This is a genomic window from Pseudomonas sp. P7758 (assembly GCF_013386485.1).
GTDB lineage: Bacteria > Pseudomonadota > Gammaproteobacteria > Pseudomonadales > Pseudomonadaceae > Aquipseudomonas.
The window spans coordinates 1-19860 of record NZ_JACARS010000090.1 but is presented as its reverse complement, the minus strand read 5'-3'; the positions used below and the strand labels follow the sequence as shown (position 1 = coordinate 19860).

The 19860-nt window shown below is 61.6% G+C and carries 18 protein-coding genes; 9 read left to right on the top strand and 9 right to left on the bottom strand.

Features of this window, described 5'->3' with window-relative positions; genetic code table 11:
- Positions 1–233 precede the first annotated feature (233 nt).
- From HX873_RS19905 to HX873_RS19885, 5 genes are all read left to right on the top strand, one after another.
- Positions 234–1274: a YCF48-related protein gene (locus HX873_RS19905; protein WP_003211203.1), complete on the top strand. Its 1041-nt coding sequence runs from the start codon at positions 234–236 to the stop codon at positions 1272–1274.
- Between the two features lie 15 nt (positions 1275–1289).
- Entirely contained in the window at positions 1290–3665 is a 2376-nt protein-coding gene (locus tag HX873_RS19900) for an RND family transporter (RefSeq protein WP_003211205.1), read from the top strand.
- A gap of 118 nt (positions 3666–3783) precedes the next feature.
- Positions 3784–4080 (top strand): DUF5629 family protein, encoded by a 297-nt coding sequence (locus HX873_RS19895; protein ID WP_177123086.1) that lies wholly within the window; start codon positions 3784–3786, stop codon positions 4078–4080.
- Entirely contained in the window at positions 4067–5242 is a 1176-nt protein-coding gene (locus HX873_RS19890; protein ID WP_177123085.1) for a lactonase family protein, read from the top strand. The genes HX873_RS19895 and HX873_RS19890 overlap by 14 nt, the downstream gene beginning before the upstream one ends.
- A gap of 156 nt (positions 5243–5398) precedes the next feature.
- The gene (locus tag HX873_RS19885) at positions 5399–5578 is read left to right on the top strand and encodes a hypothetical protein (protein WP_003211212.1); all 180 of its coding nucleotides are present in this window, start codon (positions 5399–5401) and stop codon (positions 5576–5578) included.
- 131 nt (positions 5579–5709) lie between these two features.
- Here HX873_RS19885 and HX873_RS19880 read toward each other — a convergent pair whose 3' ends face one another.
- From HX873_RS19880 to yegQ, 4 genes are all read right to left on the bottom strand, one after another.
- Positions 5710–6303: a glutathione S-transferase gene (locus HX873_RS19880; RefSeq protein ID WP_177123084.1), complete on the bottom strand. Its 594-nt coding sequence runs from the start codon at positions 6301–6303 to the stop codon at positions 5710–5712.
- Complete coding sequence (locus HX873_RS19875; protein WP_177123083.1) at positions 6300–9938, bottom strand: SbcC/MukB-like Walker B domain-containing protein; 3639 nt, start codon at positions 9936–9938, stop codon at positions 6300–6302. Before HX873_RS19875 ends, HX873_RS19880 begins: the two co-directional genes overlap by 4 nt.
- Entirely contained in the window at positions 9935–11176 is a 1242-nt protein-coding gene (locus tag HX873_RS19870; protein WP_177055134.1) for an exonuclease SbcCD subunit D C-terminal domain-containing protein, read from the bottom strand. Before HX873_RS19870 ends, HX873_RS19875 begins: the two co-directional genes overlap by 4 nt.
- Before the next feature lie 191 nt (positions 11177–11367).
- Positions 11368–12687, bottom strand: a complete 1320-nt coding sequence (yegQ, locus tag HX873_RS19865; protein WP_177123082.1) for a tRNA 5-hydroxyuridine modification protein YegQ — start codon at positions 12685–12687, stop codon at positions 11368–11370.
- 149 nt (positions 12688–12836) lie between these two features.
- On the opposite strand from yegQ, the gene HX873_RS19860 reads away from it, so the two are divergent.
- Entirely contained in the window at positions 12837–13898 is a 1062-nt protein-coding gene (locus HX873_RS19860; protein WP_003211223.1) for an AI-2E family transporter, read from the top strand.
- On the opposite strand, the gene HX873_RS19855 is transcribed toward HX873_RS19860, so the two are convergent.
- The 3 genes from HX873_RS19855 to HX873_RS19845 form a co-directional block, all read right to left on the bottom strand.
- Positions 13895–14074: a hypothetical protein gene (locus HX873_RS19855; RefSeq protein ID WP_003211225.1), complete on the bottom strand. Its 180-nt coding sequence runs from the start codon at positions 14072–14074 to the stop codon at positions 13895–13897. The genes HX873_RS19860 and HX873_RS19855 overlap by 4 nt on opposite strands.
- Before the next feature lie 103 nt (positions 14075–14177).
- Entirely contained in the window at positions 14178–14372 is a 195-nt protein-coding gene (locus HX873_RS19850; RefSeq protein ID WP_003211226.1) for a hypothetical protein, read from the bottom strand.
- Between the two features lie 232 nt (positions 14373–14604).
- Positions 14605–14958 (bottom strand): hypothetical protein, encoded by a 354-nt coding sequence (locus HX873_RS19845; RefSeq protein WP_008435927.1) that lies wholly within the window; start codon positions 14956–14958, stop codon positions 14605–14607.
- A gap of 241 nt (positions 14959–15199) precedes the next feature.
- On the opposite strand from HX873_RS19845, the gene HX873_RS19840 reads away from it, so the two are divergent.
- Positions 15200–16018 carry a shikimate 5-dehydrogenase gene (locus HX873_RS19840; protein WP_003211230.1) on the top strand — a complete coding sequence of 273 codons (819 nt, stop codon included), beginning with the start codon at positions 15200–15202 and terminating at the stop codon, positions 16016–16018.
- A gap of 219 nt (positions 16019–16237) precedes the next feature.
- Here the strand turns inward: HX873_RS19840 and HX873_RS19835 are convergent, their stop codons facing one another.
- Positions 16238–16885, bottom strand: a complete 648-nt coding sequence (locus HX873_RS19835; protein ID WP_003211232.1) for a YceH family protein — start codon at positions 16883–16885, stop codon at positions 16238–16240.
- Between the two features lie 126 nt (positions 16886–17011).
- Here HX873_RS19835 and HX873_RS19830 point away from each other — a divergent pair, with 126 nt between their 5' ends.
- On the top strand, positions 17012–17521 hold the full coding sequence (locus HX873_RS19830) for a DUF1993 family protein (protein ID WP_003211233.1): 510 nt from the start codon (positions 17012–17014) through the stop codon (positions 17519–17521).
- Positions 17522–17589: 68 nt separating this feature from the next.
- Here HX873_RS19830 and sstT read toward each other — a convergent pair whose 3' ends face one another.
- Positions 17590–18810 (bottom strand): serine/threonine transporter SstT, encoded by a 1221-nt coding sequence (sstT, locus tag HX873_RS19825; protein ID WP_177123081.1) that lies wholly within the window; start codon positions 18808–18810, stop codon positions 17590–17592.
- 214 nt (positions 18811–19024) lie between these two features.
- On the opposite strand from sstT, the gene HX873_RS19820 reads away from it, so the two are divergent.
- A partial coding sequence (locus tag HX873_RS19820) for an MFS transporter (protein WP_177123080.1) occupies positions 19025–19860 on the top strand: 836 nt, incomplete at its 3' end.

The window sequence follows — 19860 nt, the reverse complement described above, 5'->3', positions numbered from 1 at the left end:
ACCCCAACAGCCGCCCCTCCACGGATCACCGCCGCTGATAGCACTACATTCAGCACCGACCCAAACCCCTCCAGTTAACAAAACATAACGTAGCGCCGATTGTCAGACGATTCCAAAGCCCGCTAGGATGGCCCAGCTTGCCCAAGGCGCTCTAGATTGCAGGTTTCAGGGCTCCCCACGGCAAGACGACCTAACAATAATAAATGGGAGAAAGGTCTATGAGTGAGCCTGTCATGGGTGTGGTGTTTTTCCGCCCGAAGGCCACGCGCAGGGTCGCATTGCTGGCCACAGCGCTCTCGTTGCTGGGGGTTGTCGCGTTGTCGACACCGGCCCATGCCGCCACAGAAACCACCGCCGCCGCGGTGTTCGCCATTGACTCCCCCAAGGCCGCCAAAAGCCTGATGATCGACGTGGTCCACGCAGGCAAGCGCCTGGTCGCGGTCGGTGATCGCGGGCACATCCTCTATTCCGACGACCAGGGCGCCACCTGGACTCAAGCCAAAGTCCCCACCCGGCAACTGCTGACCGCCGTATTTTTCGCCGACGACCAACACGGCTGGGCGGTGGGCCATGACGCACAGATCCTCGCCACCACCGACGGCGGCGTGACCTGGACCCAACAATTCCAGGACCTCAAGCGCGAAGCACCGCTGCTCGACGTCTGGTTCAAGGACGCCAGCAACGGCTTTGCCGTGGGTGCCTACGGTGCGCTGATCGAAACCACCGACGGGGGCAAGACCTGGGACGACGTCAGCGACCGCCTCGACAACGAAGACCAATACCACCTCAACGCCATCGCCCAGGTGAAAGACGCCGGGCTGTTTATCGTCGGTGAGCAGGGCAGCATGTTCCGCTCCCATGACGAGGGGCAGACCTGGGAAAAACTCGAAGGCCCCTACGAGGGCTCGCTGTTCGGCGTGATCGGCACCGCCCAGGCGCAGACGCTGTTGGCCTACGGCCTGCGTGGCAACCTGTTCCGCTCCACGGATTTTGGCAGCACCTGGGAGCCGGTGGAGCTGAACGCCACTCGTGGCGCGCTGGAATTCGGTTTGTCGGGGGCGACCCTGCTGGACGACGGTTCCATCGTGGTAGTGGGCAACGGTGGAAGCGTGGTGGTCAGCCACGACGACGGCCTGACCTTCAGCGTATTCAATCGCCCGGACCGCATTTCGCTGTCGGCGGTCACCGCGGCGGGCAACGGCAACTTGATTCTGGCGGGGCAGGGCGGCGTTCGCGTGGCCAGTCCAACCGGCGCCGAGCCGACAAAACAATAAGAAGGCGGGGACACAATGAGCAGTCATCACAACGACAAGGCCACGTTTCTCGAGCGCCTGATTTTCAATAACCGCCCGGCAGTCATCACGATCTGCCTGCTGGTGAGTATTTTCCTGTTCTGGCAGGCGACGTTGATTCGCCCGTCCACCAGCTTCGAAAAAATGATCCCCCTCCAGCACCCCTTCATCGAGAGGATGATGGAGCACCGCAACGACCTGGCGAACCTGGGCAACACGGTGCGCATCTCGGTGGAAGCCAAGGACGGTGACATCTTCACGAAGGAGTACATGGAGACCCTGCGCCAGATCAACGACGAGGTGTTCTACATCTCCGGCGTCGACCGCTCCGGCCTCAAGTCCCTGTGGAGCCCCAGCGTGCGCTGGACCGAAGTCACCGAGGAAGGCTTTGCCGGCGGTGAAGTGATCCCGCAAAGCTACAACGGCTCGCCGGAAAGCCTCGACCAGTTGCGCAACAACGTGCTGAAGTCCGGGCAGGTCGGGCGGTTGGTGGCCAACGATTTCAAGTCGAGCATCGTCGACATTCCGCTGCTGGAGTCCTACCCGGATCCCCAGGACCAGGGCAAGCTGCTGGCCCTGGACTACCGCAAGTTCTCCCATGAACTCGAAGACAAGATCCGCGACAAGTTCGAGGCGCAGAACCCCAACGTCAAGATCCACATTGTCGGTTTCGCCAAGAAGGTCGGCGACCTGATCGACGGCCTGGTGATGGTGGTGATGTTCTTCGGTATCGCCTTCGTCATCACCCTGGTGCTGCTGCTGTGGTTCACCAACTGCCTGCGCAGTACCGTCGCGGTGTTGAGCACCACGCTGGTGGCGGTGATCTGGCAGCTCGGGCTGATGCATGCCCTGGGTTTCGGGCTGGATCCCTACTCGATGCTCGTGCCGTTCCTGATCTTCGCCATCGGTATTTCCCACGGCGTACAGAAGATCAACGGCATCGCCCTGCAATCCAGTGATGCCGACAACGCCCTGACCGCGGCCCGGCGTACCTTCCGCCAGCTGTTCCTGCCGGGCATGATCGCGATCCTCGCCGATGCGGTCGGTTTTATCACCCTCTTGATCATCGACATCGGTGTGATCCGCGAGCTGGCAATCGGTGCTTCGGTGGGTGTGGCGGTCATCGTGTTCACCAACCTGATCCTGCTGCCGGTGGCGATCTCCTATGTCGGCATCAGCAAACGCGCCATCGCCAAGAGCAAGAAGGATGCGCACCGCGAACACCCGTTCTGGCGCCTGCTGTCGAAGTTCGCCAGCCCCAAGGTCGCGCCGGTGTCGATAGCCCTGGCGCTGATCGCCTTCGGTGGCGGCCTCTGGTACAGCCAGAACCTGAAGATCGGTGACCTCGACCAGGGTGCACCGGAGCTGCGCCCGGACTCGCGCTACAACAAGGACAACAACTTCATCATCAACAACTACTCCACCAGCTCCGACGTGCTGGTGGTGATGGTCAAGACCCCGCCCGAAGGCTGCTCGCGGTATGAAGCCATGGCGCCCATCGATCAGTTGATGTGGAAGATGCAGAACACCGAAGGCGTGCAGTCGGCCATCTCGCTGGTGACCGTGTCCAAGCAGATGATCAAGGGCATGAACGAGGGCAACCTGAAATGGGAAACCCTGTCGCGCAACCCGGATGTGCTGAACAACTCCATTGCCCGCGCCGATGGCCTGTACAACAACAATTGCTCCCTGGCGCCGGTGCTGGTGTTCCTCAACGACCACAAGGCCGAAACCCTCGACCGCGCGGTGCATGCGGTGCAGGACTTTGCCAAGGAGAACAACAAGGACGGCCTGGAATTCATCCTTGCCGCCGGTAACGCCGGGATCGAGGCGGCCACCAACGAGGTGATCAAGGAGTCCGAGCTGACCATCCTGATCCTGGTGTACCTGTGCGTGGCCACCATGTGCATGATCACCTTCCGCTCGTGGGCGGCGACCCTGTGCATCGTGCTGCCGCTGGTGCTGACCTCGGTGCTGGGCAACGCGCTGATGGCGTTCATGGGCATCGGCGTCAAGGTCGCGACCTTGCCGGTGGTGGCGCTGGGGGTGGGGATCGGCGTGGACTACGGCATCTACATCTACAGCCGCCTGGAGAGTTTCCTGCGGGCCGGCCTGCCGTTGCAGGAAGCCTATTACCAGACGCTCAAGTCCACCGGTAAAGCCGTGCTGTTCACCGGGCTGTGCCTGGCAATCGGCGTATGCACCTGGATCTTCTCGGCCATCAAGTTCCAGGCCGACATGGGTCTGATGCTGACCTTCATGCTGCTGTGGAACATGTTCGGCGCGCTGTGGCTGCTGCCGGCGCTGGCACGCTTCCTGATCAAGCCCGAGAAGCTGGCGGGGCAGAAGGGCAATTCGCTGTTCGCCCACTGATCCAACGCTGTTTGCCAAAACGCCGTGGCCTGTGCCACGGCGTTTTGCATTGCGCGGGCTTAGGCCGATGCAACGATTTGACCTATCATGAGGTCTTTCCTCTTGATGATTGATGGTTATGACTGCCGACACCGCTACCTTGCCCGACGCTTTTGAAGACTGCCAGATGGTCGAAATCGATGGCCTGCACAGCTTCGATTTCAGCCTGGATGACCAGACGTTATTGATCATCTGCATGGACGGTCGCGTCGAGAGGCGCTGGAGTTTCACCCTGGAGCAAGTCAAGGCGGCGACCTTTGATCAAACCCTGCAAAGCTGGACACTTACCGATGACAAGGGCGAACACCGCCTGGTCTGCATGAGCGGCGTCACCGGCAACAATAATGACGAGGATGAAGCGGATGATGATGCGTAAATTCTGGCCCCTGCTGATGGCCGGCAGCGTAGGCGCAATGTCGGTCCAGGCCGCGCCGGTGGACACCTATGAATTGCTGGTTGGCAGCTACACCGCCGGCACCAGCGAAGGTATCTACCGCTTGCAGTTCGACAGCCGTACGGGGCAGTTCAGCGGCCAGCCGGTGCTCGCCGCCAAGGCGGCCAACCCGTCGTGGCTGACCCTGTCCAAGGACCAGAAGCACCTGTTTGTGGTCAACGAAAACGGCCCGGGCCAAAAAGACCCGGTGGGGCGCGTCAGCAGCTACAGCATCGACCCGAAGAACCATCAACTGACCCTGATCAACCAGGTGCAGAGCCTGGGCAACGAGCCGACCCATTCCAGCCTGGCCAGTGACGGGCGCTACCTGTTCGTGGCCAACTATTCGGTGCTGGAAGATCCGGGCGGCAGCCTCGCGGTGTTGCCGGTAGATGCCCAAGGCAAGCTGTCGCCGCCGGTGCAGTTGAGCGGGCACCCGGCCAGCCGGGTCAACCCGGAGCGTCAGGCGTCCAACCACGTGCATTCGGTGGTGTCTTCGCCGGACGGCAAATACGTGTTTGTCCAGGACCTGGGGGCGGACAAGATTTTTGCCTACCACTACGACCCCAAGGCCAACCACGAACTGCCGCTGACCCCGGCCGACCCTGCGTTTGTGCAATTGCCACCGGGCAGCGGCCCGCGGCACCTGCTGTTCACCGCAGACGGCAAGCACGCCTGGCTGACCACCGAGATGAGCGCGCAAGTGGCGGTGTTCGACTACAACGATGGCAAGCTGACCCAGAAGCAACTGGTCAACTTCGCGGATGGCCAGCCGGTGTCCGACAAGGCCGGTGCTGCACTGCACACCTCAAGCGACGGCAAGTTCCTCTACGTGAGCAACCGTGGCACCGCCAACCAGATGTTGGTGTTTGCCATCGACCCGGCCACTGCGCAGCTCAAAGAGATCCAGCGCCGATCGGTGGAAGGCGACCATCCCCGGGAGTTCGCCCTGGACCCCAGCGGCAAGTTCCTGCTGATCGCCAACCAGAAGAGCAACGAGATTGTGGTCGTCGAGCGCGATCCCAAGACCGGTCTTTTGGGCAAAACCGTGCAGAAACTGGCGATTGATGCCCCCAGCGACCTCAAATTCCTGGTGCGGCAATAAGCCACAGGCCCCGCAGTGCGGGGCCTGACTTGTTGTATTAATACTATTAATAGCGGCTAGTGTTTCAATGAATTTCTAAGGCTAACCCCTCGGGCGTAAGTTTGGTTCCAAGGCCAACACAGGCCACCAAGCCAACCGAACACAAGGGTTACCGACATGAACTTCAATCTTTTCTCGATCATCGCCGCTTCCGCTGTTTCCGCCACCGTAGCGTTGCCAGCCAGCGCCAGTGTTGAAATCAGCAGCAAAAAAACCAGCACCAGCGCCTACACCCAGAAATACCTGCAACAAAGCGCCAACTTCTACGCAGCGCTGGACCACAAAATCCAGAACTGATCTTGAAGCTGATGAAGATCAAATGTGGGAGCGGGCTTGCTCGCGAAAGCGCCGGGTCAGTCTATACATGGGCTGACTGATACACCGCCTTCGCGAGCAAGCCCGCTCCCACATTTTGTCCTGCGACAGTCTCAGGTTTTTGCCATCACGGCGATGAACAACGGCGATTCCAGGAAGCGCTGCAACCAGCCCTGCAATCGCGGATAGGGCGCCTGGCCAAACCACTCCCGATCCACATGGGCAAACTGCCGCACAAACGGTGCAAGTGCCACATCCGCCAGGCTCAAATGCCCGGCCAGCAAATACTCCCGCTCCGCCAGCAACCCCTCCAGCCTCATCAAAAACACCTCACCCTCGGCCCGATAATGCGCCATCGGCTGCTCCGGATAGCGCTCGGCATACTTGTATCGATTCAATTGATGTTTGAAGCCCTGATCATTCTCTTCAATCAGCGCCTGCGTCGCCCGATCATCCCCAAGCAACCAACCCTCAGGATCGTTCTGTGCCAGTGCCCAGCGCATGATCGCCAGGCTTTCATCGATCACCCGGCCATCCACGCTCAGCACCGGCACCGTGCCTTTGGGTGACAACGCGAGCATCTCAGCCGGCTTGGCCTTGAGGCTGACCTCGATGATCTGCACCGCCAGCCCTGAATACCGCAGGGCCATCCGCGCCCGCATTGCATAGGGGCAACGGCGGAACGAATACAACACGGCCTCGCTCACTTGACCTCCAGGGTGCTCAAGCCATTGCCCTGGCGCTTGACCTGAATCTGCACCGGAATCCGCTCGTGCATTTCCTGCACATGGGAAATCACCGCCACCTTGCGGCCCTGGGCCTGCAAGCCGTCGAGGGCGTCCATCGCCAGTTGCAGCGACTCGGGGTCGAGACTGCCGAAGCCTTCGTCGATAAACAGCGACTCGATCTTCAACGTGCTCGACGCCATCGACGCCAGGCCCAAAGCCAGCGCCAGCGACACCAGGAACGTCTCGCCGCCGGACAACGAGTGCACCGAACGCAGTTCGTCGCCCATCTCCGTGTCGAGTACCAGCAGGCCGAGCATGCTGCCGCCGCGTTTGAGGCGGTAGCGGCGTACCAGTTGGCGCAGTTGTACGTTGGCGTGGTGCACCAGCAGGTCGAGGTTGTAGGCCTGGGCGATCTTGCGGAAGGTATCGCCGGTGGCCGAACCGATCAGCGCATTCAGGCGTGCCCAGCGTTGCCATTCTTCGTAGGCCTTGGCGATCTCGGCCGCCAAGGCCTGGTTGGCATCCTGGCGGCGCTGGTCGTCGGCCTGTTGGGCGCGCAGTTCGGCGCAGTGTTTTTCGCCAATGATCAGCGCGGCATTGAGTTCGGCCAGGGCGCTGTCCAGTTGCTCGGCGTCGAGGTTGCCGTTGTGCAGCGCCTGGTGATCCTTGAGCCGCTGTTCGCGCTCTTGCAGCAACACCTTGGCCTGCTCGATGGCTTTTTCGCTGTGTTGCAGTTGCTGGCGTAGCTCGGCCACCTGCGGCTCATCGAAGGCCACCAGGCGCGCCAGGCCTTCGTCATCGAGTTCCGGGTGCAACGCGCGCCAGTCGCTCAGGCGCGTAGTGAGGGCCGCGTGTTCGGTTTCCAGGGACTGTTGGCGTTCTTGCAGCGATTTGAGGTCGGCGGCCAGTTGGATCAACTGGTTGCGGGTGTCCTGCAACTGTTGGTTGGCCTCGGCCTCATGTTGCCGCGCCTGGTCGACGGCCAGGTCCAATTGCTGTTGCCAGTGTTCGGCGCTGGAGTTTTCGCCCAGTAGGCCGGCGAGTTTTTCCTCGGCCGCGTGTTGCAGGGCGCTCTGTTCGGCGAGCTGTTTGTGCAAAGTCTCCAGCTGCTGCTGGCGATGTTGCTGGCGGTCCTGCTCTTTCTCGATGGCTTGCTGGCGCTGTAGCTGCTCGGCCAATTCTTCCTTTTGGTTGTCGAGCTGTTCCAGGCGCTGGCTGACCTGCTGGTCGAGCAACATGAAGGTCGCCGCCGGCTCGCTGCGCAGGCCTTCGAGGGTCTCGGTGGGCAGCAGGCTGGCGAAGGCGTTGAGTTCTTCGTCCAGGCGTTCGCGGTCGTTGGACAGTTCCCGTTGCTGGTCGATCAGTAACTGGCGCGCCTGTTGGCTGGCGTCCTGGGCGGCTTGCAGTTGTTGCTGCAAACGCCCGGCGTTCTGTTGCAGGTTGAGCAGGGCGCCCTGGCGTTGCTCGTCCTGGGTGAGGCTTTGGCTGAGCTGGCTCAGTTGCTGGGCGAGCCAGGCATCACGCTTGGCCGCGTCCTGGTTGAACAGCGAGGCGGACAGCGGATGGGCTTCAAGGCTTGGCAGCAAGGCCTGCAACTGGCTGGCGAGTTGCTCCTGTTGTTGCAGGAATTCCTTTTGCTGGGCGATCAGGCCGCCCACTTCGCCACGCAGGTCAGTGAGTTTTTCCTTGAGCACATCCACGGCTTGCTGCGCGTTGGCTTCTTCGCTTTCGTCGTGGCGGGTCAGGCTTTGCAGCATGGCATCGGGCTGGTGATACGGGTGCTCGACGCTGCCGCACACCGGGCACGGCTGCTCATCCTGAAGCTGGCCGCGCAATTCCTCGACGCTGGCACTGCGGGCCAGGCGCTGGCGCTCCAGCAGTTGCTTGGTGACGGTCAGGGTTTGTTCGGCGACGGCCAGCTCGGCCTTGGCCTGCAAGCCGCTCTGGTTCAACAGTTCGCGTTGTTGCTGGGCGAGGGTCTGCTTTTGCGTCAGGGCCTGGCTCTGGCTGTCGAGTTGCTGATGGCTGTTCCACAGCCGCGCCAGGTCTTCAAACGCGCGATGTTGCTTGCGGTTGTCCTGGAGCAGGCTGCCGAGCAACTGGATCTGTTCGGCCACTGCATGGGGTTCGGCGCCGGCTTCGTGGTACAGCAGGTCAAGGGCTTCGCGTTGCTCGGTCCATTTTTCACCGAGACGGGTGGCGCGCTCTTCCAGTTGTGGCAGTTCGGCCTGGCCTTTATTGAGGCGATTGCCGATCAGCATCAGCTGTTGCAAGCGGTCGCGGTAGGCGCTCCAGGCCTCACTCAACGGCGCGAGGGCGGCGCTGCGTTCAAGCTCTGCGGCCAGCCGGTGCAGGCGCTCGGCGACAACTTTCTGCTTGTCGAGCAAGCCGGTCAACGTCGCCTGGCCTTCCACGCAGGCAGCTTCACCCAGCTGCTTCTCTTCGCTGCGTTTGGCCAGCTCACGGGTCAAGTGGGCGAGGGTGGTTTGCTCCTCGAAGGCCTGGCGCAGCAAGGGCACAGCGTCGGCTTGCTGCTTGAGGGCCTGGGCGAGGGCGGCTTGCACGTCGGCCTGTTGCTGTTGCAGTTGGGTCTGGCGGGTGTGCAACGCGGTTTGTTGCTCAAGGTGCTGCTGGATTTGCGCGGCAAGGGGCTGCAACTGCGTGGTCAGTTCGGCCTGGCGGGCGAAGTGGTGACGTTGCGGCGCCAGTTGTTCCAGGCGGCTGAGGTCCAGGCGCTGCGGGCCCTGGCTTGCCCAGTGTTGCTGGGCCTGTTGCAGTTGCTCGACCGCACTTTGTTGGCGCTCCTGCCACTCCCGCAGTTCCTTCAGCCAGGTGTGCTGCAACTCGAGTTGCTTGAGTTGCGCCTGCTGGGTCTTGAGCTGTTGCTGTGCGGCGGCCAGCTGTTCGTCGAGTTCGGCGCGGGCCTCGGGGGCCAGCGGGGTGACGCCGGTAGCCTGGTCCTGCAGGTGTTTGTGGGCGTCCCGGGCGTCCTTGGCCTTGTCGAAGGCGCGGCGACCGAGTTGGGTGTAGAGCGCAGTGTCGGTGAGCTTTTCCAGCAGTTCGCTGCGCTCGTTGTCGTTGGCCTTGAGGAACGCGCTGAACTCACTTTGCGCGAGCAACACCGCGCGGGTGAACTGCTCGAAGTTCAGGCCCAGGGCCAATTCCAGCTGGGTCTTGTATTCGGTTTTCTGGCTGGCCAGCAGCTGCTCGCTGTCCAGGTCGATCAGGCTTTGCCGGCTGGCTTGCAGCTTGCCGCTGGCCTTGTCCCGGGCGCGGTTGGCTTCCCAGCGGGCGCGGTAGCGACGGCCACTGACGCCGACAAAATCCACTTCGGCATAACCGCCGCCAGTGCCCCGGCGAATCAGGGTGCGTGGGTCACCGATGGAAATATCGGTGTCGGCATCCGGCATTTTTGCCTGGCCGGTATCGCCCAGGCGCGGCACGGCGCCAAACAGCGCCAGGCACAGCGCATCGAGCAAGGTACTTTTGCCGGCGCCGGTGGGCCCGGTAATCGCGAACAGCCCGGCGCTGGCCAGGGGCTCGGCGGTAAAGTCGATTTCAAACGGACCCGCCAAAGAGGCGAGGTTTTTCAGGCGAATGGCGAGGATCTTCATGGCTGTTCGCCCTCCTGTTGTACTTCCTGGAGCAGCACGGCGAAGTCCTTCAGGGTCTGTTCGTCCACTTCACTGCCGTAGCTTTCCTGCCAGGCGCGGCTGAACAATTCCTGGGGCGTGAGTTGGTCGAGTTCGATCAGGCGGTCTTCCTGGCTGTCTTCACGGCCTCCGTTGCCTGCGTATTCAGCGGCGATGCGCACCAGGCGCACGGCCTTGCCTTGCAGGGCGTTTTCCACCTGCTGGCGCAGGTCGGGTTGCGGTTCGTCGAGGCGCACCCGCACTTCCAGCCACGGTTGGCGCTGGGTTTCGGCCAGCAGGTCGATGTCGGGCAGGTCGGCCAGTTGCTTGAGGATGTCGGCCAGGGGCGCGGCTTCCAGGCGTTGCAGGTTGACCGAGCGCGGGATCAGCCGGGATTCGACGCTGACCAGGGTTTCGCCGTCCAGCTGCACGTCGAGGATCTGGTGCTGGTAGCCGATTTCCGAGAATGACAGCGGAATCGGTGAGCCGCAGTAGCGAATCCGCTCCTCGCCATTCACCCGCTGGGGTTTATGCAAATGGCCGAGGGCCACATAGCTGACGCTGGCATCGAACAGGCTCGCCGGCAGCGCTTCGGCATTGCCGATGATCAGGCTGCGCTCGGAGTCTTCCGACACCGAGCCGCCGGCCATGTGCGCATGGCTGATGGCAACCAGTGCCTGGCCCGGCTGGCGCTTGGCATTGGCGGCAGCAATCAGCCACTCGTGAACCTGGCCGATGCCCCGCAGGTAATCGTCCCCCAGTTGGGCGCCGGTCACTTCGGCCGGGCGCAGGAACGGCAATGCCAGGCACCAGCCGGCAATTTCACCGTCGGCACCGGGCAATGGAATCAGCAGGCGTTCGACATCCAGTTGTCCGTCATCCAGCCACAGCACCCGGCCCAGGGCGTGGGTGCGCAGGCGGCGCATCAACGGCGCCGGCAGTTCGATGCGCGAGCCGGAGTCGTGGTTGCCGGCGATCATCACGATGGTCAGTGCAGGGTTTTGCTCATGGGCGCTGATGATGAAGTCGTACAGCCGCTCCTGGGCCTTGAGTGGCGGGTTGACCGTGTCGAAAATATCGCCGGCGATCAACAGCACGTCAGGGCGATGCAGGCCCAACTGGCCCAGCAGCCAGTCGAGGAAGCAGGCGTGTTCGAAGTCGCGTTCCTGGCCGTGCAGGTTTTGCCCAAGGTGCCAGTCGGAGGTATGAAACAGACGCAAGGCGATCTCCGTAAAAAAGAGGGTGACCGCTCAAGACAAGGTGGCGGTACGCAGAACCGCCAATTCTACTTTGCAAATGAACCTAGTGCGCGTACGCCCTGCTTTTTGTGGTGGGGGAGCTTGCTGTGGTGAGGGAGCAAGCTCCCTCACCACAGCAAGCTGTCTCGCACTCATTGAGGTGTCTGGCGAAGTTAAACGTCGCGCATCAAAAGGCCGAAACGCAGGTCCATCTCCGCCGGGATCGGCAAATACACCGTATGCCCGTCACCCGGCGCCACCGCGATGGCCTCGCCCTTGGCGTTGTGCAATGAGCCCAGGTCAAAGTGGAAATTCCCCGCCGGGGTCATCAGTTCCAGGTGATTGCCCACGGCAAAACGGTTCTTGACCTTGACCTCGGCCAGTTCGCCGCGCCGTTCACCGGTCAGTTCGCCGACGAACTGCTGGCGTTCGGACACCGAGCTGCCGTTCTGATAGTTCTGATACTCATCGTGCACGTGCCGGCGCAGGAAACCCTCGGTGTAGCCGCGCTGGGCCAGGGATTCGAGGTTGGTCATCAAGCCCCGGTCAAAGTCGCGCCCGGCCACCGCGTCATCAATCGCCTGGCGATATACCTGGGTGGTGCGGGCGCAGTAAAAGTGGGATTTGGTGCGGCCTTCGATCTTCAACGAGTGCACGCCCATGCGCGTCAGCCGGTCGACGTGCTGCACCGCCCGCAGGTCCTTGGCGTTCATGATGTAGGTGCCGTGTTCATCTTCGAAGGCGGGCATCTGTTCGTCGGGGCGATTGGCCTCCTGCAGCAGGAACACCTGGTCGGTGGGCGCACCGAGGCCCAGGGTCGGCTCGGGCGCATAGTGCTGCACGATGTCGCCGGCGGCGTTTTCCACCGCAGGCGTCGCCCGGTATTTCCAGCGGCAGGCGTTGGTGCAGGTGCCCTGGTTGGCATCCCGCTTGTTCATGTAGCCCGACAGCAGGCAGCGCCCGGAATAGGCCATGCACAGCGCACCGTGCACAAACACTTCCAGCTCCATGGCGGGGACTTGCTGGCGAATCTCGTCGATTTCCTCCAGTGACAACTCCCGGGACAGGATGATCCGGCAGATGCCCTGCGCCTGCCAGAATTCGACGCTGGCCCAGTTCACCGTATTGGCCTGCACCGACAGGTGGATCGGCATGTGCGGGAAGTGCCGGCGCACCAGCATGATCAGGCCCGGGTCGGACATGATCAGCGCATCCGGGCCCATGGCGATCACCGGGGCAAGGTCCTTGAGGAAGGTTTTCAGCTTGGCGTTGTGAGGCGCTATGTTGACCACCACATAGAACCGCTTGCCCTGGGCCTGGGCTTCCTGGATGCCGAGGGCGAGGTTGGCGTGGTCGAACTCGTTATTGCGCACCCGCAGGCTGTAGCGCGGTTGCCCGGCGTAGACGGCATCGGCACCGTAGGCAAAGGCATAACGCATGTTTTTCAGGGTGCCGGCGGGGGCGAGCAGTTCGGGGGCGATAACGGGAGGCATGGGTTCGGGTCGCAAAAGGGCGGCAGGGTAGCCGGGCCGGGTGCGCAGTTTATTGATCCAGGTCTAATAAGTAGGGCACTCGCGGGATTTGCAGTGGACTAAACATCAAGGCGCACATGAGCGCCTGGTGTTTTAGACATGGACCGGACATGAACCAAACCAACCTGCAATTCAAAACCCTGCTGTTACTGCTCGCCCTGGTGACCATCGCGTTTATCTGGATTTTGCTGCCGTTCTACGGCGCGGTGTTCTGGGCGGTGATCCTGGGGATCATCTTTGCGCCGATGCAACGGCGCTTCCAGCAACGTTTTGGCTGGAACCGCAACCTCACATCCCTGGCAACCCTGACGGTGTGCCTGATAATCGCGATTCTGCCGGTGATCATCACCAGTGCCTTGCTGGTGCAGGAGGGCGCGACGCTTTACAAGAACGTCGAGAGCGGCAAGCTCGACGTTGCCGGGTATATCGAGCAGTTCAAGAACTTCCTGCCACCGTATTTCCAGCATCTGCTGGACCGCTTCGGCATGGGCAACCTGGAAGGCCTGCGGGAGAAGATCGTCAAGAGTGCGATGCAGGGCAGCCAGTTTTTTGCGACCCAGGCGTTCAGCTTCGGCCAGGGCACGTTTGATTTCCTGGTGAGTTTTTTCATCATGCTGTACTTGCTGTACTTCCTGCTGCGCGATGGCCCCGAGCTGGTGCGCAAGGTGCGCACCGCGGTGCCGCTGGCGGAACCGCAGAAGCGTCGCCTGCAATTGAAGTTCAACCGGGTGGTGCGTGCCACGGTGAAAGGCAACGTGCTGGTAGCGGTCACGCAAGGCGCGTTGGGTGGCTTGATCTTTTGGTTCCTGGACATTCCCAGCGCGTTGCTCTGGGCGGTGTTGATGGCGTTTCTGTCGCTGCTGCCGGCGGTGGGCGCGGGGATTGTGTGGGGGCCGGTGGCGGCGTACTTCCTGCTGAGCGGGTCGATCTGGCAGGGCGTGGTGCTCGGGTTGTTCGGGGTATTTGTGATCGGGCTGGTGGACAATGTGCTAAGGCCCATCCTAGTGGGCAAGGACACCCGCATGCCGGATTACCTGATCCTTATCTCAACCTTGGGCGGCCTGTCGATCTTTGGCTTGAACGGCTTTGTCATCGGGCCACTGATTGCTGCGTTGTTCATGTCCAGCTGGGCGCTGTTTGTGGAAACCAAACCGCGGGTGCAACTGCCTTAGGCATGAAAGCAATGCGCCATTTTGACCGACAGGGCCTGGGCGGCCGGTAATGAAGTGAGTGGGCCGCTGATGGCTTCGCCATCGCGTACCAGGTACCAGCAAGCGAGCAAGCCAAGCTCCCGCAGAGAGGCGGGAACGGCACTGCCGATGACAGACATGATTTGAATAGTGGGCATGATGACCTCCGATACGCTATGGAGGTGACATTACGGTGCGTAGGCCTTCAGGGAAAATCAACCTGCTCGATAGTCGACATCACTGTTATCGAGCGACCCTCAGTCAGTCGACCACCTGGTCGAGCATATGCACCACTTCCTGTTCACTGAGCAGGCCCTTGCGCACCAGGTTTTCCGTCAGCAAGGACAGGAACTTGGCGTTGCGATGGCCTTCCAGGGCCTTGAGCTCCGTCAGTACGCTATAGACCTTGCTCGAGGTGCAGAGGCCGGCGGTGCGATGTGGGTTTTGCGTGGGCATGGGCAATCGTCCTTGTTGTTATTGGTCGGACAGTGTTGATAGTGGAAGCCTTTTGAGACACAAACATGACAGCGCAGGCCCCGTTCGGGCAAGCGCCTATTGAGATCAATGATGTGGGATTTGGCCACAGCCATTGTCCTTATAACGACCTTGGCGAGATTTATTCAGACCTGCAGGCCAAAAAAAGGCCCCGCTTTTAGGGCGGAGCCTGTTCAGGTGTATCAGTTGAGGCTTACCAGCCGCGACCGTAATAGCCGTGTGGAGGGCCGTAGTAGCCGCGCGGTGGGCCGTAGTAGACCGGCGCCGGGCGGTAATAAACCTGTTGTTGCACATACACAGGCGGTGGCGGTGCGTAGTAGACCGGCGGCGGAGCGGCATACACCGGCTGCGGCTGGACATACACCGGTTGTTGCACGTAGACCGGCCGCGATTGGCTGGCGACGATCGAGCCGCCTACCACTGCACCAACAACGGCTCCCAGTGCGAGCGGAGCACCCCAACCACCACCGTGGGCGGAGGCCTGTCCTGCCATAGCGAGTGCGCCGATCAGCAAGGCGATCTTGGGGAGTTTACGAATCATGGTCATTCCTCGGTTAGCCCCTGCGCTCATGGTCTGCAATCAATCGACTCAAGGATTGTCGCGGGGATACTTTTAAGACAGCGTATTTCTAAAAAACAGCACAGCCGATAGGTAAAGGTTGTGTAAGGTCTGTATCGGTTGGCTTACACAAGTGGCCGGGCACAGTGCGTATGATCCATGACAACCCGCCGGCGCGGGTATTCCGTCTATCCGAAACCGCCTCTGGAATGGCTTCAAGGAGTTACCGATGCAGATGAACCCCAACAAGGACACCCAACTGTGCATGTCACTGTCGGCGCGCCCCGGGAACTTTGGCCTGCGCTTTCATAACCACCTGTACGAGCAGTTGGGGTTGAATTTCTACTACAAGGCCTTCAGTAGCCAGGACCTGCCTGGCGCCGTCGGTGGCATTCGGGCCTTGGGCATTCGGGGTTGTGGCGTGTCGATGCCGTTCAAGGAAGCCTGTATTGCCCTGGTGGATGAGCTGGACGATTCGGCGCGGGCCATTGCGTCAATCAATACCATCGTCAACACCGACGGGCATTTGAAGGCCTACAACACCGATTACATCGCCATCGAGCAACTGCTGCACAAGCACCAGGTGCCCAAGGACTCGACCTTCGCCCTGCGCGGCAGCGGCGGCATGGCCAAGGCGGTGGCCAGTGCCTTGCGCGATGGCGGCTACGCCAAGGGCGTGATCGTGGCGCGCAATGAAGAAGCGGGCCGGGCGCTGGCCCAGAGCCTGGGGTATGAGTGGCAGGCGCAGTTGGGTGCCTTGCGCCCGCAGATGCTGGTCAACGTCACGCCGATTGGCATGACCGGAGGGGCGGAAGCGGATCAGTTGGCGTTTGAAGCTGACGCGGTTGATGCGGCCGAGACGGTCTTCGATGTGGTGGCGATTCCCTCGGAAACCCCGCTGATCCTGCGTGGACGGGCCCAGGGCAAACGAGTGATCACCGGTTTGGAAGTGATCGCCATCCAGGCGTTGGAGCAGTTTGTGCTGTACACCGGCGTGCGGCCGACGGATGAACAGTTTCAGGCGGCGGTGGCATTTGCCCGGAGCTGAGCATCACCGCTGGCGGTGTGGAGAGTGAGCTTGCTGTGGCGAGGGAGCTTGCTTTGGAGAGTGAGCTTTTGTGGCGAGGGAGCTTGCTCCCGCTGGGTTGCGCAGCAGCCCCAAGAAAATGGGAGCGCTACGCACTCCAGCGGGAGCAAGCTCCCTCGCCACAGCAAGCTCCCTCGCCACAAAAGCTCCATCACCACAGAAGCCCACTCACCACAAACATTACTCGAGCCGCGAAAGGCGCTCTTCCAGCGCCGCAATCCGCGCTTCCAGCTCTTCGATACGCTCCAGGGAAACCCCACTTCCCGCACCACGCTCCACCGGATTCCCACGCGCCGCCAGGATCGCTTCAATGTCCGCCGGGTCGCCCAGGGCGTGCATGTACCGATCTTCCCGCTGCCCCGACTGACGCGGCACCAACAACGCCAGCCCACGGGCAATCAGGCGTTCCAGTTGATGCACCACCTGCTCGGCGTCTTCAAAGTCATGCATGCGCCCGCTGCGGGTCAGCAGTTCGTTGACCGTCTGCGGCCCCCGCAGAAACAGCAACCCGCTGAGAATCACCTGGGCCGGCACCAGCTCCAGCGCCTTGTCCACCCGATGCTCCCAGCGGTCGGCGCGGCTGCCCATCACCAGCCGGGTAAACCCGCGGCCTTCCAGGGCCCGCAGGCTCTGGCCAACCTGGCCCTGGCTGAGGTTCATCACCGGTTCGCGGCTGGTTTTCTGGTTACAGGCGATCACCAGCGCGTTGAGGGTCAACGGGTAGGTTTCGGGGCTGGTGGCCTGTTTTTCGATCAGGCAGCCAAGGATGCGGATTTCCGTGCTGTTCAGGCGCGGTTCTTCGGAAGTGGTGTCGTGCTCGGTGGTCATCGCGCTTTCCCTAATGCAGTGAGCTCACTAGCCTAATCCTGAAAAAATAAAAGACAAGCGGCGCCGGTGGCCGGCATGTCTATAATCGCGGCTGTTTCAAACCCTGCCACAACTGTCGAGACTGTCATGACTATTTCCCTGTACGCCGCTTCCCTCCCGGTCTTCAAGCAAATGCTCAACGCCCTGAGCGATGTGCTGAACAAGGCCGAGGCCCACGCCACCGCCAAGAACATCGACCCGAACGCCTTCCTGCAGGCACGCCTGTACCCGGACATGTTCCCGCTGGTGCGCCAGGTGCAGATCGCCGTCGACTTCGCCAAAGGCGTTTCTGCCCGCCTGGCTGAAATCGAAGTTCCGAAATACGACGATACAGAAGTCACCTTCGCCGACCTGCAAGCGCTGATCGCCAAGGTCCTGGCGTTTATCGACACCATCACCCCGGCCCAGGTCGACGGTAAAGAAGGCATCGAGATCATCACTCGCCCTGGCACCCCGAAAGAGAAGCGCTTCAGCGGCCAGTCGTACCTGCTGAGCTACGGCCTGCCGCAGTTCTTCTTCCACGTCACCACCGCTTACGCCTTGCTGCGTCACAACGGCGTGGAAGTGGGCAAGCGCGACTACATGGGCGCGTTCTAAGCCTTGTAATAAAAAGCCCGGGGCGGTTCATTCACGAACCGCCCCGGGCTTTTTTGTGCGCGCAAGGTCTACGCGGCTTGTTCTTCCTTGCCCAGGCACGCGGCAGCGGTGAACAACACATCGGTGGACGAGTTCAGTGCGGTCTCCGCCGAGTCCTGCAACACGCCGATGATGAAGCCCACGGCCACCACCTGCATGGCGATTTCGCTGGGAATGCCGAACAGGCTGCACGCCAGCGGGATCAACAGCAGCGAGCCCCCGGCAACCCCCGACGCGCCGCAGGCACACACCGCCGCGACCACGCTGAGCAGCACGGCGGTGGGGATGTCCACGGCAATGCCCAGGGTGTGCACGGCGGCCAGGGTCAGCACGGTGATGGTGATGGCAGCGCCGGCCATATTGATGGTGGCGCCCAGCGGGATCGACACCGAGTACGTGTCTTCATGCAGGCCCAGGCGCTTGCTCAACGCCAGGTTGACCGGAATGTTGGCCGCCGAACTGCGGGTGAAAAACGCGGTGATCCCGCTTTCCCGCAGGCACATCAGCACCAGCGGGTAAGGGTTGCGGCGCAGCTTCCAGAACACGATGGCCGGGTTGATCACCAGCGCGACGAACAGCATGCAGCCGATCAACACCAGCAGCAGGTGTGCGTAGCCCAGCAGAGCGCCGAAGCCGGACGTGGCAAGGGTCGAGGCCACCAGGCCGAAAATCCCCAGGGGCGCGAAGCGGATCACCATGCGCACGATCAGCGTGACGCCGTTGGACAGGTCGCCCAGTACGGTGCGGGTGGTGTCGCTGGCATGGCGAATGGCGATGCCCATGCCGATGGCCCACGCCAGGATACCGATGAAATTGGCGTTCATCAGCGCGCTGACCGGGTTGTCCACCACGCTCAGCAACAGGCTTTGCAACACATCACCGATACCGCCGGGAGGGCTCACGGCCACATCGTGGGTGGCCAGCACCAGCGAGGAGGGGAGCAGCGTGCTGGCGATCACCGCGACCACGGCGGCAGCGAACGTGCCCAGCAGGTACAGGAACAGGATCGGGCGGATATGGGTTTCCTGGCCGTGCTTGTGGCTGGCAATCGAGGCCATCACCAGCACAAATACCAGGATGGGCGCGACGGCCTTGAGCGCCGAGACAAAGACCTTGCCAATAAACCCGGTGGCTTGTGCGACGTCGGGCAACAGCAGGGCCAACAGGATACCGGCGATCAGGCCGATGACAATTTGGGTGACCAGGCTGATAGACATCAGGCGTTGGAAGAGGGAAGGGGCAGCAGTCATAAAAAGGTTGTCTCTGGTTTTTTTAATAGATGCAGCTAGGCAGCATGAATCTGGCAGGAGCGAAGTCTAACATCTGTAGGAAACGTCTAATCCGGGTGCGGCGTTCCGTCACCACGCCGCTACACATTCTGTTAACATTGCCCATCCTCTTATTTCTTCTCTATCAGCGGGCCCTCCGGGCTGTCGTTGATGTCGCTGTTTTCTGGAGTTTTTGATGTTGTTTCCGATCCTGCTGTTGTCGGCAGCCGGTTTTACCGTGCTGACCACAGAGTTCATCATCGTCGGCCTGTTGCCTTCCATCGCCCGGGACCTCGATGTAAGCGTGTCCCAGGCCGGTTTGCTGGTGACGTTGTTCGCCTTCACCGTGGCGGCGTTTGGCCCGTTCCTCACCGCGTATTTCGCCCGGTTCGAGCGCAAGCGACTGTTTATCACGATCCTGATCATGTTCGGCCTGGCCAACACTCTGGCGGCAATGGCCTCGAATATCTGGGTCATGTCCCTGGCCCGGTTGATCCCGGCGCTGGGGCTGCCGGTGTTCTGGGCCCTGGCCAGCGAGACAGCGGTGGACATTGTGGGGCCGGATTTCGCCGGCCGCGCGATTGAAAAAATCGGCTTCGGCATCGTGTGTGCCACGGTCTTCGGGATCCCGGTGGGCACGCTGATTTCCGATATGTTCGGCTGGCGCACCGCCTTTGGCATTCTTGCGGTGGTGGCGTTCGCCAAGGCCCTGCTGCTGTTTATCTACCTGCCGAAGACCCGGGCAAAAAACGACCAGGTCAGCCTGCGCTCGCAGTTCAAGATCTTGCGCAGCCCGCTGATGCAGGGCCATATCCTGCTGTCGATCCTGGTGTTCAGCGGGATGTTCACCGCCTACACCTACCTGGCAGACATCCTCGAACGCCTGGCGGGTTTTGACGGCACGGTAGTGGGCTGGTGCCTCATGGGCTTTGGCGCGGTCGGCCTGATCGGCAACTCTTTGGGCGGGCGCATGGTCGACCGTCATCCGCTGATTGCGTCGATGGTGTTCTGCGGTTTCATGATCGCCGGCAT

Coding starts and splice junctions, on each gene's coding strand:
- HX873_RS19905 (WP_003211203.1), top strand. CDS start 234: ATGGGTGTGGTGTTTTTCCGCCCGAAGGCCACGCGCAGGGTCGCATTG.
- HX873_RS19900 (WP_003211205.1), top strand. CDS start 1,290: ATGAGCAGTCATCACAACGACAAGGCCACGTTTCTCGAGCGCCTGATT.
- HX873_RS19895 (WP_177123086.1), top strand. CDS start 3,784: ATGACTGCCGACACCGCTACCTTGCCCGACGCTTTTGAAGACTGCCAG.
- HX873_RS19890 (WP_177123085.1), top strand. CDS start 4,067: ATGATGATGCGTAAATTCTGGCCCCTGCTGATGGCCGGCAGCGTAGGC.
- HX873_RS19885 (WP_003211212.1), top strand. CDS start 5,399: ATGAACTTCAATCTTTTCTCGATCATCGCCGCTTCCGCTGTTTCCGCC.
- HX873_RS19875 (WP_177123083.1), bottom strand. CDS start 9,938: ATGAAGATCCTCGCCATTCGCCTGAAAAACCTCGCCTCTTTGGCGGGT.
- yegQ (WP_177123082.1), bottom strand. CDS start 12,687: ATGCCTCCCGTTATCGCCCCCGAACTGCTCGCCCCCGCCGGCACCCTG.
- HX873_RS19860 (WP_003211223.1), top strand. CDS start 12,837: ATGAACCAAACCAACCTGCAATTCAAAACCCTGCTGTTACTGCTCGCC.
- HX873_RS19855 (WP_003211225.1), bottom strand. CDS start 14,074: ATGCCCACTATTCAAATCATGTCTGTCATCGGCAGTGCCGTTCCCGCC.
- HX873_RS19850 (WP_003211226.1), bottom strand. CDS start 14,372: ATGCCCACGCAAAACCCACATCGCACCGCCGGCCTCTGCACCTCGAGC.
- HX873_RS19845 (WP_008435927.1), bottom strand. CDS start 14,958: ATGACCATGATTCGTAAACTCCCCAAGATCGCCTTGCTGATCGGCGCA.
- HX873_RS19840 (WP_003211230.1), top strand. CDS start 15,200: ATGCAGATGAACCCCAACAAGGACACCCAACTGTGCATGTCACTGTCG.
- HX873_RS19835 (WP_003211232.1), bottom strand. CDS start 16,885: ATGACCACCGAGCACGACACCACTTCCGAAGAACCGCGCCTGAACAGC.
- HX873_RS19830 (WP_003211233.1), top strand. CDS start 17,012: ATGACTATTTCCCTGTACGCCGCTTCCCTCCCGGTCTTCAAGCAAATG.
- sstT (WP_177123081.1), bottom strand. CDS start 18,810: ATGACTGCTGCCCCTTCCCTCTTCCAACGCCTGATGTCTATCAGCCTG.